The sequence below is a fragment of the Streptomyces sp. NPDC056480 genome (assembly GCF_042795405.1).
Lineage (GTDB): Bacteria > Actinomycetota > Actinomycetes > Streptomycetales > Streptomycetaceae > Streptomyces.
Genome location: NZ_JBHTSA010000158.1, coordinates 1 through 16,452, shown reverse-complemented (window position 1 = coordinate 16,452; position 16,452 = coordinate 1). Strand labels below are relative to the sequence as shown.

At 73.9% G+C, this 16,452-nt stretch carries 15 protein-coding genes; 6 read left to right on the top strand and 9 right to left on the bottom strand.

Annotated elements, in window-relative coordinates:
* Positions 1-296 precede the first annotated feature (296 nt).
* From ACFQ79_RS37120 to ACFQ79_RS37110, 3 genes are all read left to right on the top strand, one after another.
* Complete coding sequence (locus ACFQ79_RS37120; RefSeq protein WP_383591849.1) at positions 297-1,241, top strand: sigma factor-like helix-turn-helix DNA-binding protein; 945 nt, start codon at positions 297-299, stop codon at positions 1,239-1,241.
* A gap of 165 nt (positions 1,242-1,406) precedes the next feature.
* On the top strand, positions 1,407-3,005 hold the full coding sequence (locus ACFQ79_RS37115; protein ID WP_383591846.1) for an ABC-F family ATP-binding cassette domain-containing protein: 1,599 nt from the start codon (positions 1,407-1,409) through the stop codon (positions 3,003-3,005).
* 157 nt (positions 3,006-3,162) lie between these two features.
* Positions 3,163-3,567: a VOC family protein gene (locus ACFQ79_RS37110; RefSeq protein ID WP_383305562.1), complete on the top strand. Its 405-nt coding sequence runs from the start codon at positions 3,163-3,165 to the stop codon at positions 3,565-3,567.
* An 88-nt stretch (positions 3,568-3,655) separates the two neighbouring features.
* Here the strand turns inward: ACFQ79_RS37110 and ACFQ79_RS37105 are convergent, their stop codons facing one another.
* The 4 genes from ACFQ79_RS37105 to ACFQ79_RS37090 form a co-directional block, all read right to left on the bottom strand.
* Positions 3,656-4,819, bottom strand: a complete 1,164-nt coding sequence (locus tag ACFQ79_RS37105) for a methyltransferase (RefSeq protein ID WP_383591843.1) — start codon at positions 4,817-4,819, stop codon at positions 3,656-3,658.
* A 215-nt stretch (positions 4,820-5,034) separates the two neighbouring features.
* On the bottom strand, positions 5,035-5,610 hold the full coding sequence (locus ACFQ79_RS37100; protein WP_319318199.1) for a histidine phosphatase family protein: 576 nt from the start codon (positions 5,608-5,610) through the stop codon (positions 5,035-5,037).
* 69 nt (positions 5,611-5,679) lie between these two features.
* Positions 5,680-6,132, bottom strand: a complete 453-nt coding sequence (locus ACFQ79_RS37095) for a GNAT family N-acetyltransferase (protein ID WP_383591840.1) — start codon at positions 6,130-6,132, stop codon at positions 5,680-5,682.
* Positions 6,133-6,244: 112 nt separating this feature from the next.
* Complete coding sequence (locus ACFQ79_RS37090; RefSeq protein WP_383591837.1) at positions 6,245-7,681, bottom strand: PLP-dependent aminotransferase family protein; 1,437 nt, start codon at positions 7,679-7,681, stop codon at positions 6,245-6,247.
* A gap of 307 nt (positions 7,682-7,988) precedes the next feature.
* On the opposite strand from ACFQ79_RS37090, the gene ACFQ79_RS37085 reads away from it, so the two are divergent.
* Entirely contained in the window at positions 7,989-8,828 is an 840-nt protein-coding gene (locus tag ACFQ79_RS37085; RefSeq protein WP_383591851.1) for a DMT family transporter, read from the top strand.
* A gap of 82 nt (positions 8,829-8,910) precedes the next feature.
* Positions 8,911-9,114: a DUF1918 domain-containing protein gene (locus tag ACFQ79_RS37080; RefSeq protein ID WP_383591834.1), complete on the top strand. Its 204-nt coding sequence runs from the start codon at positions 8,911-8,913 to the stop codon at positions 9,112-9,114.
* Positions 9,115-9,127: 13 nt separating this feature from the next.
* Here the strand turns inward: ACFQ79_RS37080 and ACFQ79_RS37075 are convergent, their stop codons facing one another.
* Positions 9,128-10,426: a glycoside hydrolase family 10 protein gene (locus tag ACFQ79_RS37075; RefSeq protein WP_383591831.1), complete on the bottom strand. Its 1,299-nt coding sequence runs from the start codon at positions 10,424-10,426 to the stop codon at positions 9,128-9,130.
* A gap of 196 nt (positions 10,427-10,622) precedes the next feature.
* On the opposite strand from ACFQ79_RS37075, the gene ACFQ79_RS37070 reads away from it, so the two are divergent.
* The gene (locus ACFQ79_RS37070) at positions 10,623-11,483 is read left to right on the top strand and encodes a 3-hydroxybutyryl-CoA dehydrogenase (RefSeq protein WP_383591828.1); all 861 of its coding nucleotides are present in this window, start codon (positions 10,623-10,625) and stop codon (positions 11,481-11,483) included.
* Between the two features lie 68 nt (positions 11,484-11,551).
* On the opposite strand, the gene ACFQ79_RS37065 is transcribed toward ACFQ79_RS37070, so the two are convergent.
* The 4 genes from ACFQ79_RS37065 to ACFQ79_RS37050 form a co-directional block, all read right to left on the bottom strand.
* Positions 11,552-12,082 carry an NUDIX hydrolase gene (locus ACFQ79_RS37065; protein ID WP_383591825.1) on the bottom strand — a complete coding sequence of 177 codons (531 nt, stop codon included), beginning with the start codon at positions 12,080-12,082 and terminating at the stop codon, positions 11,552-11,554.
* 62 nt (positions 12,083-12,144) lie between these two features.
* Positions 12,145-13,485, bottom strand: coding sequence for a transcriptional regulator (locus ACFQ79_RS37060; RefSeq protein WP_383591822.1), 1,341 nt, complete (start codon positions 13,483-13,485; stop codon positions 12,145-12,147).
* A gap of 357 nt (positions 13,486-13,842) precedes the next feature.
* Entirely contained in the window at positions 13,843-14,910 is a 1,068-nt protein-coding gene (locus ACFQ79_RS37055) for a PP2C family protein-serine/threonine phosphatase (protein ID WP_383591819.1), read from the bottom strand.
* Positions 14,911-15,187: 277 nt separating this feature from the next.
* Positions 15,188-16,207 carry a hypothetical protein gene (locus ACFQ79_RS37050; RefSeq protein ID WP_383591816.1) on the bottom strand — a complete coding sequence of 340 codons (1,020 nt, stop codon included), beginning with the start codon at positions 16,205-16,207 and terminating at the stop codon, positions 15,188-15,190.
* Positions 16,208-16,452 lie beyond the last annotated feature (245 nt).

Sequence of the window (16,452 nt, the reverse complement as noted above, 5' to 3'; positions counted from 1 at the left end):
GCCCCGGCCCCGGCCCCCGCCCCCGCCACCCGGCCGAAGCGGACCCCCTGGGGTGCCCCGACCCCTGCCCACCCCCCGCCCACCCCCCCCCCCTCCACACCCCCGCCCGGCCGGCCCCACGCCCCCCCCCCCGCGCCGCCCTTCCGTCTGCCCCGGGCACGGAGCTCGCCGAGGTCCGCTGGAGCATGGCCCGGGAGCTCGTACGGCGCCGACTCCGCCGGTGGTGGCCGGTGCTGTCACATCGTGACGGGGCCTCACGTCAACGCGGTGACGGAACCGACGAGGAGTGAGGCGCCATGCACGACGACACCTTTCCGGCCGCCCTGGCCGGGCGTTTCGACGCCCACGAGGATCAACTGCGGCGCGTGGCCCTGCGGATGACGGGTTCGGAGGCCGAGGCCGATACGGCGCTCGCGGCGGTGCGGGCGGGTCTGGGGCGGGACGACGGGGCGCCGGTACGCGCCTGGCTGACGGCGCTGGTCGCGCGGGAGTGCGCGCGAGGGGCCCAGGGGCGGCGGGCGGGCGAGGTGCCCGGGCGCGGGAGCACGGCCGGGTGCGGGGGCGGCGGGGCCGGGGACACGGCCGGCCCAGGGGAAACAGCCGGAGTCGGTGGCACGGCCGGAGGAGGGAACACCGCCGGAGGAGGGGACACGGCCGGAGGAGGGGACACGGCCGGCGTAGGTGTCGGACGCGAGTCCGTGTGGCTCGCGCTGTTCCTCGTACTGGAGTCCCTGGGGGCCGGGGAGCGGCTCGCCTATGTGCTGCACGACGTGTTCGGGCTGCCGTCGTACGAGACGGCCCGCATCACCGGCGACTCCCCCGAGGAGGTGGCACGGCTGGCCCGGCGCGCCAGGGAACGGGTCCGGGGCCACGGGACGGCGCGCGCCGAGGAGGGCATCGCGCGGCAGCGGGCGGTGGTGGACCTGTTCCTGGCCGCCGCACGCGCGCGTGACGCCCGTACGCTCGCGGCCGTCCTCGACCCGGAGGTCGTCGCCCACACCGAGCGGGGCCCGGTGCACGGCGCACCCGCCGTCGCCGAGGGCGCGGCCGCGTTCGCGCGGTTCGCGGACGTGGCCCGGCCCGCGCTCGTCGACGGCGCGGTCGGGGCGGTCGCCTTCGTCGGCGGGCGGCCCGTGTCCGCCGTGGCGTTCACCCTCCGCCGGGACCGGATCGTCACCGTGTCCGTCACCACGGGCGAGGACCGGGTACGCGCCCTGGACCTGGTGTTCTCCGATGGATGACGGCACGGGAGGGGCGGCGGGGGTCCGGGCGCGGGGCCGAAAGTCCGGTGCGCCTGAGCTCCTCCTCCGTTAGCCTCGACAGCATGTCCACGCCCCGAATCTCCTAGCTGAGGACCCGCACCCACGCCACCCGTGTGTCCTCAAGCCCTTTCGGAGCGTTACCCCATGATCACCGTTCGTGGTGCCGACGTGCGCGTCGGCGCCCGGCTCCTGCTGTCCGGCGTCTCCCTCCACGTCGGCCCCGGCGACCGGATCGGCCTCGTCGGCCGCAACGGCGCCGGCAAGACCACCCTCCTCGACACCCTCGCCGGGCTGCGCGCCCCCGCCGCCGGCACCGTCACCCGTACCGGCTCCGTCGGGCATCTCGCCCAGGACTCGCGGGCCGCCGACCCGAGCGTGACCGTCACCGACCGGATCCTCTCGGCGCGTGGCCTCGACCGGGCCGTCCGGCGGCTCGCGGAGGCCGCCCGCCGGCTCGGCGAGGCGCCCGACGCGCGGGCGCTCGCCGCGTACGACCGGGCCGAGTCCGCCTTCGAGGCGGGCGGCGGCTATGCGGCCGAGGCGGAGGCCGCCCGGGTCGCCGCCGGTCTCGGTCTGCCCGCCGAGGTCATGGACCGGCCCGTCGGCCGGCTGTCCGGCGGCCAGAAGCGCCGGGTCGAGCTGGCCAGGATCCTCTTCGCCGGTCACGGCCGGGAGGACACCCTGCTGCTCGACGAGCCGACCAACCACCTGGACGCCGACTCGATCGGCTGGCTGCGCGCGCACCTCGCCGCCCACCGGGGCGGTCTGGTCCTGATCAGCCATGACGTACGGCTCCTCGCCGACACCGTCAACCGGGTCTTCCACCTCGACCCGGGGCGCGCCGCGCTCGACGTCCACAACACCGGCTGGGAGGCGTACCTCGCCCAGCGGGAGGCCGACGAGCGTCGGCGGGTGCGCGAGCGCGCCAACGCGGAGCGCAAGGCGGCGGCGCTGCACGCGCAGGCGGACCGCATGAAGTCCCGGGTGGCGACGGCGACGACGGCCCGGAGCATGGCCCGCCGGGCCGACCGGATGCTCGCCGGGCTCGACCCGGCACGGCAGGCCGAACGGGTCGCCCGCATCCGGCTCCCGGAGCCCGCGTCCTGCGGACGGATGCCCTTGGGCGCGGTCGCGCTCACCAAGGCGTACGGGCCGCGCCCGGTGCTCGACGGGGTGGACCTCGCCGTGGACCGGGGCAGCCGGCTCGTCGTCCTCGGCCTCAACGGGGCGGGAAAGACGACCCTGTTGCGGATCCTGGCCGGCCAGGAGACCCCCGACGCCGGGCGGGTCGTGCGCGGGCACGGGCTGCGGCTCGGCTACTTCGCCCAGGAGCACGACACGCTCGCCCCTGGCCGTACGGTCCGGGAGAACCTCGCCGACGCGGCTCCGCAGCTGACGGACGGTGAGGTACGGGCGGTCCTGGGCGCGTTCCTGTTCCGGGGCGACGACGCGGACAAGCCGGCCGGGGTGCTCTCCGGCGGTGAGAAGACCCGGCTCGCCCTGGCCGCGCTCGTCCACTCGGGCGCGAACGTCCTGCTGCTCGACGAGCCCACGAACAACCTGGACCCCGCCTCCCGCAGCGAGGTCCTGGCCGCCGTGGGCACGTACCCGGGCGCGATCGTGATGGTCACGCACGACGAGGAGGCACTCGACGCCCTGCGCCCCGAACGGGTCCTGCTGCTGCCGGACGCGGACGAGGACCTGTGGAGCGAGGAGTACCGGGGGCTCGTGAGCCTGGCCTGACAGCCGGGCCGCTCGCCGGGCGGGCCGGCGGGCGGGCCGCCCGGCGAGCGGCTTGGCAGACGGGCCGGCGAGCGGTTTGGCAGGCGGGCACGCGAGCGGCTCGGCGGGCGGGCGCTCCCGGAGGTCTGTTCGATGAGGTGTCGCCTAGTCTGACGGCATGATCATCGATGCGCGGACCCACGTACGGGTCGCCCGCCCCTCGCGGGATCTGGCCGCCGCCGAGCGGTTCTACGTCGACGGGCTCGGCCTCGAGGTGCAGTGGCGGACCACCGAGCGGGTGTCCGGCAAGCACGACCTGCTCATGGTCGGCCCCAAGGGCGGCGGTTGGCACTTCGAGCTGACCCGCGATCCCGAGCACCCCGTGGAGCCGGCCCCGACGGTCGAGGACCTGTTCGTGGTCTATCTCGGGGCGCCGGTCGAGGAGGCGCAGGTGGAGCGGCTGCTCGCCGCCGGCGGCACGAGGGTGGCCGCGCACAACCCGTACTGGGACGAGTACGGCGTGACCGTCGAGGACCCCGACGGCTACCAGCTCGTCCTGTGCTCGCGCACCTGGGGCGCGTGACGAAGGGGCGCGGCCGGAAGGCCGCGCCCCGCTCGTGGGGTCCCGCCGGTGACCGGGGCAGTTCGGCCCCTGACCCGGCGACCGCTCCCTAGGCCTGCCGCACCGCGCGCAGGACCACGAACTTGGCGTCGCTCGCGACCAGTTCGCTGTTGCCGAAGATCCGGCGGAGGGTGACGTGGTAGCCGAGGTGACGGTTGCCGATGACCCACAGCTCGCCGCCCGGCCGCAGCGCTCGCCGCGCGTCCGTGAACATCCGGCGGGCCGTGCGGTCCGTGGTGGCCTGGTGACTGTGGAACGGCGGGTTGTTGAGGACGAGGTCCACCGAGCCGTCGGGTACGTCGGCGAGCCCGTCGCCGACGAGGAACTCGGCCTTGCGCCCCTCGCCCACGTGCGTACGGAAGTTCTCCTCGGCCGAGGCGACCGCCTGGTACGACTCGTCGGTGAAGATCAGTTCCGCGTCGGGCTCGTGCAGCGCGATGGCGAGGCCGACCACGCCGTTGCCGCAGCCGAGGTCGGCGACGCGGACCCGGCCGATGCCGCCGGGCAGGTTCGCCAGGAGGAAGCGGGTGCCGATGTCGAGGCGGTCGGCGCAGAAGACCCCGGCGTGGTTGGTGACGGTCAGACCGGGCAGCCCGGGCGCGGGGGTGTCGGCCGGCAGGTCGTAGCGGTGCGGCCACGGGTTCGGGCGCGGGGTGACGGCCGGGTCGGGCGTGGTGTGGATCAGCCGCGCCTTCTTCACCGCGAGCGAGGTACGGGTGGGCCCGATGATCCGCTCGAAGAGCCGCAGCGTGGAGGTGTGGATCTCCTTGACCATGCCGGTGCCGAGGACCACGGTTCCCTCGTGCACGGCGGGTGCGAGCCGGTGCAGCTGGTCCTCCAGGAGCGCGAGGCTCTTGGGGACGCGGACGAGGAGGACGTCGATCCGCTCCGGCGGCGGGTCCTGGGTGGTGAGCAGCCGGACGGCGTCCGGGGCGGCACCGGCGCGCGCGAGGTTGGCCCGCGTGGCCTGCCGCCCGAGGTACGAGTCGGAGATCTGGACGAGCTCCCCGGGGCCGGCGGCCTGGAGTGCGGTGACGAGGGCTCCCCAGCGGTCGCCGAGGACGGCGACGGTGCCGGACAGGTCGGTGCCGTCCTCGGCCAACCGGCCCAGGAGGTACTCGTCGGACGCGTCCCAGGCGCGCAGCTGATCGCGCGGGTCCTCGGGATGGCGGGTCAGCGTGAAGGCGCCCCATGACGTGGTCAAACGGTTCATCGTGCCCTCAGGCTAGCCGGTCGCGGGCGGTCTCTCCCCCCGCCACGTGCGCGTCGGCGGCTTCGAGGGCCCGTCGCCGCGCCGGGCGAGGCCCGTCGGGAGGGGCCGGGCCCGTCGGGGCGGGGCTCGTGGGGCGGGGCCCGTCGGGAGGGGCCGGGTCCGTCGGGGCGGGGCTCGTGGGGCGGGGCCGCGTTGGTCGGGGCGGGCCGGGTCGCTCAGCGCAGGGCGGCGTCGAGCTGGAGGTGCCAGAGGCCGGGGCGGCCGGTGAGGGTGACGGTGGAGAGGGGGCGGACGTCGACGTTCCAGTACGTGGCGGGCGGCGCCTTCAGGGCGTACACGAGGGCGGCCCGTACGACGGAGGGTTCGGCGACGGCGACGATCTCGCCGTCCTCGGCCGGCCGGGTGTCGAGCCAGTTCCCTATCCGGGTGATGAAGGCGAGGAGGGGTTCGCCGCCGTGCGGGGCGGTGCGGGCGTCGGTGAGCCAGGCGTCGACGGCGGCCGGTTCGAGGGCGGCCACCTCGGCCAGGGTCAGGCCGCGCCAGCGGCCCATGTCGCAGTCGCGGAGCGCCGGCTGGGCCAGCGGTGCGTAGCCGAGGGCGGTGCCGGTGGCGCGGCTGCGCGGGGTCGGGGAGCAGTAGCGCAGTTCGGCCGCGCCGAGCGGGATGAGCGCGGGCGCGGCCTGCTGCACCTCGTACCAGCCGGCCTCGTCCAGTGGCCGGTCGTCGTCGAAGCGTTCGGCGAGCAGGGAGGAGCTGCGTGCCGCCGTGACGAGCGTCACCCGAAGACCCATGGGCGCGATCGTGAGGCCGAAGGCTCCGCAGGTCAAGGGGTCATTCCCCGGGGCCGGAGAGGCTCCGGTTCACTGCTGCCCGAGAGCCATCCACTTGTCCGGATTCTGCAGTGGCGTGAAACCGACCTTCTCGTACACACCGTGCGCGTCGGCCGTGGCGAGCATGATGCGGCGCAGTCCGTACGGCGCGAGGCGGTCGCGGACGGCGGTGACGAGCGCCGTGCCGAGGCCGGTGCCGCGGGCCTGGCGGTCGACGTAGACGTCGCAGAGCCAGGCGAAGGTGGCGTAGTCGGTGACCACGCGCGCGTAGGCGGCCATCTCGCCGGTCTCCCGGTCGTAGGCACCGATGTTGAGCGAGCCCTCGATGGCCCGGTCCTGCTTCTCCCGAGGTCGGCCGTGGGCCCAGTAGGAGTCCGTGGACAGCCAGTGGTGCACACGGGCGGCGTCAATCCGTGCGGGGTCGGCTGAGATCTCGTACGTCCCGTGCATGACGGGGGTGTCCGTGGTGGCGCTGTCGCTCATGCCCGAAGGGTTCCAGTGACACCGGGGCTTGTCAGGTGAATTTGCCCGGGCCGGGGCGCTCCGGGGCCGGGCGGGCGGGGGGCCGCTCCCCCGCGCCGCCCGGCGACGGCGCTCAGACGGCGAGCTCGTCGACCGCGGTCCGCAGGCGGCGCACGCCCTCCGCGATCTCCGTGGGGCCCGCGACACCCGCGAAACTCAGCCGGATGTGGCCGGCGGGGGGTTCGGCGCAGAAGTACGGGCGGCCGGGGGCCACGGCGACACCGGCCCGCAGGGCGGCGGCGACCAGCGCCGCCTCCGGGACGCCGTCGGGCAGCCGGAGCCAGAGGTGGTGGCCGCCGTACGGGAGGTGCGGCAGGGCGAACGCGGGCAGCCGGTGGGCGAGGGCGCCGCTCAGCAGGTCCCGCCGGCCCTTGAGCTCCTGGGCGACGGCCCGCAGATGGCGGTGCCAGGCCGGGGAGCCGACGAGTTCGAGCGCGGCCTCCTGGAGCGGCCGGGGGACGAAGAAGCTGTCGACGACCTGGATGGCGCGGAGGCGTTCCAGGACGGGCCCGCGGGCGGCGAGGGCGCCGACCCGCAGGCTCGGCGAGGTGGCCTTGGTGAGGGAGCAGACGTGGACGACCACACCGTCGGGGTCCTCGGCGGCGAGCGGCGCGGGGAGCGGCGGCGCGTCCTCGTGGACGAGCCGGCGGGCGAAGTCGTCCTCGACGACGAAGGCTCCGGCGGCGCGGGCGATGCGGAGCACCTCGCGGCGCCGTTCGGGGCCGAGCACCGCCCCGGTGGGGTTCTGGAAGAGCGGCTGGCAGACGAGGACACGGGCGCCGGTGGCGCGGAAGGCGGCTTCGAGGAGATCGGGGCGGACCCCGTCGGCGTCGGCCGGCACGGGGACGGGACGCAGTCCGGCCGCACGGGCCACGGCGAGCATGCCCGGGTACGTCGGCGACTCGACGAGGACGGGGGTCCCGGGCGGGGCGAGGGCGCGCAGGGCGGTGGTGATGGCGGACTGGCCGCCGGCGGTGATGAGGAGGTCGGCGGCGGTGACGCTGCCGCCGATCTCGCGGGCGAACCACTCGCGCAGCTCGGGCAGGCCGTCGGTGGGCGGCCTGCCCCAGGCGCCGGGGCGGCGTCCGGCGCGGGCGAGCGCGGCGGCGAGGGCGCGCTCCGGCTGGAGCGAGGGGTGGAGGTAGCCGCCGTTGAACTCGACGACGCCGGGCGGCGGGGCGGCCAGGGTGACGAGGACGCCGGAGGCGTCGACGGCCCGGGGGACGAGCTCGGTGGCGGCGTCGGCGCTGAGGGCGACCTCCTGCCAGGAGGTGTCGCCCGCGTCGGGGGTGGTGGCACGGGGCTCGGCACGGAAGGCACCGGCGCCGGGGCGGGTGACGACGAGCCCCTCGGCGGCGAGCTGCGCGAGGGCCCGGGTGACGGTCACCGGGGAGACCCGATAGCGCTCCACGAGGGCGCGACTCGACGGCAGCTTTCCACCAGATGGATAGCGGTTCAGCTCAGCCCTCAAGGAATGCGCCAGTTCGGCCACACTGCTACGCTCACTCATGAGAGCACAGGATAGCGCTACTGCGATCACGACGATAGCGGTCACCACGACGGACCGCACCGGCGGAACCGTCCGCGCGGGCGACGGCGTCCACACCGGCGGCGCGGAAGGTACTGGCGGCGCGGGAAGCACCGACAGCGCGGGACGCATCGACGGCACCGGCGGCACCGCCGGCGCGGGAGACGCCGGCCACGCCGTCCGCTCCGGCGGCGGCTCGGCGGTGGCGCGGCGACGAGGACCCGTCGCCCGCGGCGACGCCGCCACCGACCCGAGCGGGAGCCGTCCCGACCCTCTCCCCCGCGGCACCCTGCTCGCCGCCCTCGGCGTGGTCTGCTTCTCGCTCACGTTCCCGTCGACCGTCTGGGGCCTGGAGAGCTTCGGCCCCTGGTCGCTCGTGGCCGTGCGCTCCACGCTCGCCGCCCTCCTCGCGGGCGCGTTCCTCCTCGCCGGCCGGGTGCCGCTGCCGGACCGGCGCCACTGGGCGGGCCTCGCCGTGGTCGCCGGCGGAGTCGTCATCGGCTTCCCGCTCCTGACGAGCCTGGCCCTGCAGACCTCCACCACCTCGCACGCCGCCGTCGTCGTCGGCCTGCTCCCGCTCACCACGGCGGCCTTCGCCGCGCTGCGGACCAAGCGCAGGCCGTCCCGCACCTTCTGGTGCGCGGCCGTGTCGGGCGCGGTCGTCGTGCTCGCCTTCACGGTGCAGCAGAGCGGCGGGGCCGTGTCGCGGGGCGACCTGTACCTGTTCGGCGCGCTCCTCGTGTGCGCGGCCGGCTACACCGAGGGCGGCCGTCTCGCGCGGCTCATGCCGGGCTGGCACGTCATCGGCTGGGCCCTGATGCTCTGCCTGCCGCTGATGGCGGTCGGCTCGGCCGTGGCGCTGTCCCTGGAGCCGGTCCACCTGAACGCCCACGGCGTCATCGGACTGGTCTGGGTCGCGGCCGGTTCCACCTTCTTCGGCCTGTACGTCTGGTACCGGGGCATGGCCTCGATCGGCATCCCCAGGGCGAGCCAGCTCCAGCTCGGGCAGCCGCTCCTCACCCTGGTCTGGTCGGTCGTCCTGCTCGGCGAGACCCTGCCCCTCGCCGCCCCGCTCGCGGCGGTGGCGGTGCTCGTCTGCATCGCGGTGACCCAGCGGGCGAAGAGCTGACGCGGCGGATCGGGGCGATACGGGACACAATGGCAGACATAGCCCCGAACAGCACAAGCCCGGTCGCGAGGAGGTCACCCCGATGCAGGCGAACGTGGGCGACAAACTGCTGATGCACGGCAGGACCGTCGGTCACCACGACCGTACGGCCGAGGTTCTTCAGGTACTGGGGGAGAACGGCACGCCCCCGTACCGCGTCAAGTTCGACGACGACGGCCACGAGGCCCTGATGTCTCCGGGCCCCGACACCGTCGTGCGCCATCACCCCGAGGCGGGCACGAGCTGATCCCCTCTCCCGGTCAGCCCCGGCCCGGCGCCCGGACCCTGGTCGGGTAGTGATCCGCCACCACGGTGGCCATCGCCCCGATCGGGTCCTTCGCGACGTCCAGGGCGGAGAAGAAGCAGTGGCCGCCGACCGCCGGTAGGGCGGCGGCCAGTTCCAGGTGCCGTGACAGCTCCCCGGGGTCCTGCCAGGCGGCGGGCTGGGCGGGGTCGCCCGCCTTGTAGAGCGCCTCGCCGACGTAGAGGCCGACGCCGGTGCCCCGTACCACCGCGTCCCACCAGGGCAGCAGCGTGGCGTAGTCGGCGGCGGGCAGGCCGATGTGCCAGTACAGCTGAGGTACGACGTAGTCGATCCAGCCCTCCCGGATCCATTTCCGGGTGTCGGCGTACAGGTCGTCGTAGGTGGCGACACCGGCCCGGGTGTCCGAGCCCTCCGGGTCCCGGGCGATGTTCCGCCAGACCCCGAAGGGACTGACGCCGAAGGCCACGTGCGGCTTGACGGCCTTGATCCGGACCGACATCTCCGAGACCAGCAGATCGGTGTTGTTCCGCCGCCAGGACGCCCTGTCGGGGAAGTCCGCGCCGTACCGCGCGTACGCCTCGTCGTCGCCGAAGGCCTCCCCGGCCACCGGATACGGATAGAAGTAGTCGTCCCAGTGGACGGCGTCCACGTCGTAGCGCCGCAGGGCGTCCAGCATCGCGTCCTGGGTGAACCGCCGGACCTCGGGCAGCCCGGGGTCGTAGTAGAGCTTCCCGCCGTACGGCCGCACCCACTCGGGGTGGAGCCGGGCCGGATGATCGGCGACGAGCCGGGTCGGGTCGGTGTGATTCGCCACGCGGTACGGGTTGAACCAGGCGTGCAGTTCGAGCCCCCGCGCATGGGCCTCCTCGACGGCCGTGCCCAGCGGGTCCCAGCCGGGGTCGCGGCCCTGCGTCCCGGTCAGGAACTCCGTCCACGGTTCGTACGTCGAGGGCCAGAGCGCGTCGGCGGTGGGCCGGACCTGGAGGACCACCGCGTTGAGCCGGCGCTCGACGGCGGTGTCCAGATGGACGAGGAGCTCGGCGCGCTGCGCCTCGGCGGTCAGGCCGGCACGGGAGGGCCAGTCGCGGTTGAAGACCGTGGCGATCCACACACCGCGGAAGTCGGAGCGGGCGGTCGGGCTCGCGGGCCCCTCGGGAGCGACGTCGGCAGCCGTCCCTCCGGCTGCTCGCGCGTCCCTGCCCGGTCCCGTTTCCGCGCCGGTCCCCGCTTCCCCGTCCGCCGCCGCTCCCCCGCCCGTCACGGCCGACGCCGCCCCGGCAGCCGCCCCCGCCACGAAGCCTCTTCTGCCGATAGGCCGCACTTGTACCCCTCCCGTGTCGGATACGTCACACCCACCCGGACAGCATGCCCGCCCCGGCCGATCGATCATCGGTTAATGAGCGGTAACGTCGTGGGGTCGAGGCGGACGCACCGGAATCACACGGGCCCCGCCGCCAGAGAAGAGCGAAAGGCACGAGGTGACGGACTCCATGGCCGACATTGAGCGCGTCGGAGTGGTGGGCTGCGGCCAGATGGGCGCGGGCATCGCAGAGGTGTGTGCCCGGAGCGGCCTTGAGGTGAAGGTCGCCGAGACCACCGGCGAGGCGCTGGAGATCGGCCGCACACGGCTCTACAACTCGCTGGCGAAGGCCGCCGAACGCGGCAAGATCAGCGAGGAGGAGCGGGACGCGACGCTCGCCCGCCTCAGCTTCACCACCGACCTGGGCGAGTTCGCCGACCGCGACCTCGTCATCGAGGCGGTCGTGGAGAACGAGCAGGTCAAGACCGAGATCTTCCAGGTCCTCGACCAGGTGATGACCCGGCCGGACGCCATCCTGGCCTCCAACACCTCCTCGATCCCGCTGGTGAAGCTGGCCGTGGCGACCTCTCGCCCCGACCAGGTCATCGGCATCCACTTCTTCAACCCGGCCCCGGTGCAGAAGCTCGTCGAGCTGATCCCGGCCCTCACCACCTCCGAGGGCACGATCAGCCGGGCCCAGGCCTTCGCGGAGAAGACCCTCGGCAAGCACGCGATCCGCGCGCAGGACCGCTCCGGCTTCGTGGTCAACGCGCTGCTCGTGCCGTACCTGCTCTCCGCGATCCGGATGTTCGAGTCGGGCATCGCGAGCCGCGACGACATCGACAACGGCATGGAGTTCGGCTGCGCCCACCCGATGGGTCCGCTGAAGCTCTCGGACCTCATCGGCCTCGACACGATCGCGTCGATCGCCGACTCGATGTACGCCGAGTTCAAGGAGCCGCTGTACGCCGCTCCCCCGCTGCTCCAGCGCATGGTGGACGCGGGCCGGCTCGGCCGGAAGACGGGCTCGGGCTTCTACCCGTACCCCTGATCCCCCAGGACACCGGACGGCCCGTACACACGCACAGGTACGGGCCGTCCGGCTGTTTCACCCGCTGCTCAGCCCAGCCGCAGATGGTGGAGCATCAGCAGCCCCGCGGCCATGTTCGCGGCCGGGATCTCGCCCCGGGCGATCATGTCGGGGACCTGTTTCAGCGGCACCCAGGCCCGCCGCGAGGACTCGAAGGCGTCCTCGGGCGGCCCCGTGTAGGTGGCCGTCTCCGCCCAGTAGAGGTGATGGCGGGCGTCGGTGAGGCCGTTGGAGGGCTCGACGGTGAGGAGATGGCGCAGCGGCCCCGGCCGCCAGCCGGTCTCCTCCTCCATCTCGCGGGCGGCGGCGACTTCGATCTCCTCGCCGTCCTCGACGACTCCGGCGGCCAGTTCCCAGCCCCAGCTGTCGGTGATGAAGCGATGGCGCCAGAGCATCAGGACTTCGTCGGCCTCGTTGACGGCCGTCGCGACGGCGACCGGGCGGAGCCGGATCAGATAGTGGTCGAGGCGGCGGCCGTCCGGGAGTTCGACGTCCGCGAGGTTCACCTGGAACCAGCGATTCTCATAGACAGAGCGTTCGCTCAGTTTCGTCCACTGCACGTTCTTGCCACCTTCCGACTGGTCGGTGCTTGTTTGGTGGCAATATCGCAGCAGTTCGCGGCTCACAGGGGAACGCGCAGCGCCCCGTCGATCAGCGCCGCCGCCTCCCGGGCGTCGCCTCCACCGCTGGCCAGGAGGTGCTCCCGCACCTGCCGCAGCCGGTCGCGCAGCCGCCGCGACTCCATCCCCCGCGCCCGCTCGGTCATCTCCAAGGCCGTCCGCGCCGCCGCGTCGGCCTCCCCCTGGCGCAGCTCGATCTGACACAGCATGGCGAGCCGGTGCACCCGGCCCCGGTCGTGCGAGGGCACCCCTACGGCCATCGCCGCGTGCTCGTGGGCCGCGCCGAGATCACCCAGACTGAGCAGGGCCTCGGCGACCTGGACGTTGACGAGACCCGGCTGGACATAGCCCGTCTCCGCCGGCTCGTCCCCCGGGCTGATCCGCTCGGCCGCGGCCTCGGCCCGCCGGATGCAGGCCAGCGCGGCAGAGCCGTCGCCCAGATGCGCGTACGCCTTCGCCTGCATCGCCGTCAGATCGGCGGCCAGCGCCGGAGTGATCTGCCGCCCGGCCGTCCGCAGCGCCGCCTCCGCGAACGCCACCGCCTGCCGGTACTCCCCCATGAACAGCGACTGGTTGACGAGGAGCGCGATCACATAGGCGCCGAGGCCCCGGTCCCCGCTCGCCTTCGCGAGCCGCAGGGCCTGGTGGAAGTAGCGCTGGGCCAGACCGTGCGCGTCGGCGTCGTACGCGCAGATGCCCGCCACCGCCACGAGCCCGCCGGTGGCACGGTGCAGCCGCCGGCCGAGGGCGTCACTGTACGAGCCCCGCAGCAGCGGCGCCGTCTCGGCGGTGAGGAAGCCGACGATCCGGGCGCGGGTCGCGATGCCCCCGGCCTTGCGGTACATCTGCTCGTAGTGGGACCGGGCGGCGCTCAGCACGGTGATGTCGGAGACGGAGACCGTCGTCCGGCCGATCCGGGAGACGTCCACGTCCTCCGGCGGGTTCTCCCACTCCCATACGGGCATCACGGCCGGTGTGCCGGTCACGGCGGGGGCGGCGACTATGTGCGGCCGCTGCTGCTCGTCGGACCGCCACAGGGCGGCCGCGCGCTCGACGAACCCGGAGAGCGGTGAACCGACCGCGAGCACGGGCCCGTCGGGCACCCCGAAGCCGATGTCGTCCAGGGTCACCTGCCGGTGCAGCCGGGCGGCGAGCACCTCGCAGATCAGGTCCGGCACCTGCCCGCGCGGCCGCTGGCCCTTCAACCAGCGCGCCACAGCGGTGTGTTCGTAGCGCAGGGCCAGGCCCCGGGCCCGGCCGGCCCGGTTCACATGGGCGGCGAGGCCGGCGTTCGAGACGCCCGCTTCGTCGAGCAGGGCATCGAGCAAGGTGTTGGGCTGCATGACCGCTCCGGTCGCTCCGGTCCGCCCCGGCCGCTCGGCTCGATCGCGGTGAACTCAGCGTAGCGGTGGCCGAATTCGTACGGACCGAACTACTCCGGAGAACCCCTTCGAGTCAGCGCTCCCCGACGGCTACGGGAGGATTTCGCACGGGGTGTGAACGAAGTACTCGTTCTTCCGGTCCGCGTACTCTGCCGTGCTCGTCCCCGTACCGCTTGACTGTGCTTCTCGCCGCAAGGCGAAGACCGGGCCGCCGGCTCCCCCCTCAAACAGTGCGGCCGCCCGGTCCGTGTCGCCCGCCCCGCTGATCTGCCCGACACTCCGTGGCGGGGCGGGCGGCACCGGTCCCGGCCCCTCTTCTCAACAGTGGGAGGAGGGGGCGGGCCGGGGGCGGCGCAGCCCGGGTTCGGCGGGCTGCGCCGGCACCCGGACACGGTCGTTGCGCACGACGAGCAGGGCGACGTCGTCGGTGAGCCGCCCGCCCGTGTGGTGCAGCAGGGCGGCGTGGACCTCACGCACGAGCGCCGCGGGCGCCGCGCCGCGCATCCCGGCCAGCGCGGTGTCGAGCGCGAAGAACCGGCCCCGGTGGTCACGGGCCTCCTCCGCGCCGTCGGTGTACAGGACGAGCGTCTCACCGGGCCTCAACCGGGCAGCGGTGTACGGCGCGAGGGCGGCGGGCAGCGGCAGGACCCCGAGCGGGGGCAGCGGGTCGCCGACGGGAAGCAGCTCCACGGTGCGGCCGAGGCGGTACGGGCCGGGGTGGCCGCAGTTGAGCACGGAGAGCCGCCCGTCGGACCGGACCTCGAGGAGCAGCAGCGTCACGAACTCCTCCGCCGCCGGATGCTCGGGCGCCGTTCCGCTCCGCGCCGGATGCTCGTCCCGGGCCCGCTCCCGCAGATGCCGCTCCAGGGCCCGCTCGAGGCGCCGCAGCACCCCGCCCAGCTCGGCCTCGTCGTGCGCGGCCTCACGAAAGCTCCCGAGCACGGCGACCACGGCGCCCAGCGCCGCGAGGCCATGCCCCCGCACGTCCCCGATGACGATCCGCACGCCGTACGGGGTGGCCACCGCCTCGTACAGGTCCCCGCCGACGGACGCCCCCCGCGAGGCGGACAACTGCCCTGCGGCGAGGGCGAGTCCGTCGAGCCGGGCGGGCGGCGGGCGCAGCAGCACCTGCTGGGTGGCGTCGGCGACGGCCCGCACGAGCGCCAGCTCCCGCGCGAACCCGCGCCGCACCCCGAGCACGAGCCCGATGCCCACGGTGAGAAAGACGACACTGGTGGCGATCCTCATCGGCAGCCCGGGCTGCCGGGCCAGCGGACAGCCGAACTTCCATGCCACGGCCACCGCACCCCACGCGGTGGGAAGAGCGAGCGGGGCCAGCCGGCGGAGCCGGGAGCCATCGGAGACCAACGACCTCGTACGGATCATGCACGGCCCTTCCCGAGCCCCCGACAGCGCCCGAAGGCCCTGCGGCCCACAGGTCCGCCCCTGCGGCCGCGTCGATTCTGCCGACCGCACACCCCACCGGGGAACACCCCCCGACGATCTCACCCGAAGGAGTGAGCACCCCCGGCGCGCCGCCCTCCGCCATCCCTCCGCCACGCGAACAGCAGGACCGATTTCGCACTGACGTTCCCGACAGGGGACCGGCTGTCGGCTTCCAGGACCCGGAGACGGCTGGACGGGCCGGACGTGGTCGCGGACATCACCCTGACCACAGGTCGCGCATACGGTCCCTGACCTCGTCCGGCGCCGCGAGCCGCTCGAACGCACCCGGCGCCGTGCGGAAGAGGCAGTCGATCCCGTAGCGATGCAGGAGCGCGATGTCCGCTTCCGCGGGACGAACCGGGAACAGGGCACCGAGCCGGTCGGCCGGGAGGGGGCTGTGCGGCGCGTAGTCGAGCAACTGACCGAGCGCCATCCTCACGTAACTGTGATCGGCACCGCTCTTGGCCTCGATGATCTCCGTCCCGTCGCCGCCCACCACGTGGAGGTCCGTGATCCCTGACGGCGTGCGCAACCGGTCGACCTCGGCGCCGTGCAGGGTCGTCTTGTACTCCGCGACCAGAAGAGGCTCGGCCCGGCGCACCTGTATCTCCCGCTCGTCGCGCCGGTAGGTGGCATGCGAGGTGTGGAACCCTTCGACAGGTACCACCTTGGTGCCCTGGGCGATGGCCCTGGCCACCTCAGCGTCTCGGACGGACTTGCGCCGTTCCTCGGTGGACGTGCCGATCCCCAGCCCCTCGAGGATCTCCTCGGCCTTGGAACCCTCGAGTATCCGGAGCCCCATGAAGTTGTCACCCGCGTTGAAGCTCGGCAGATCCCAGATCTCCGAGTAGGGGATCTCCGTGTGACGGAAGGCCAGAAGGCTGTAGACGTTGTGCCAGCTGCCCTTTTCGGCGTCAGGTGTCCACATGGTGTCGGCGAATTCCGCGTTCCTGAACGCGACACCGACCTCACCGATGCCCCTCACCAGCTTCTGCCCGGTGAACAGCACGACATCCCCTGTGCGCAGCCGCGTCATGTTCTTGTCCTGCACGGCGGTCGCGCCCCAGAATCGGGCCGTGCCCGAGGGATGGAGCCTCATCAGGGCCTCGTGCTGCTTGCCGGACAACGCGGCTCCGTGCTTGCCCTTCCCGAAGGACACCTTGTTGTCGAGCGTGTCACCCCAATGCCGCCGAGCCACGGAATTCCCGTAGGAAGGCTGAATCGCAACCAGTGGCATCTCGCCACCCCCCTGTCGAATCGCACTCGCACGCTCCGAGGATGGTGCCACAGCGGGGCGCGGTCGCCGTCCGCCGGCCTTCGAGTCGGACAGCGGTACGCGATCCGAACTCCGCGGCACCCCAAGGGTGTCCAGAGGCGGACACCGTCGCTCCCGCTCGCACGCGGACCTCGAAGTGTGTCAGGAAGCCACCCTCGGGATCGCGCCCGCGCCCCTACCGAGAACGGCGGAGGGCCGCCCCGGGG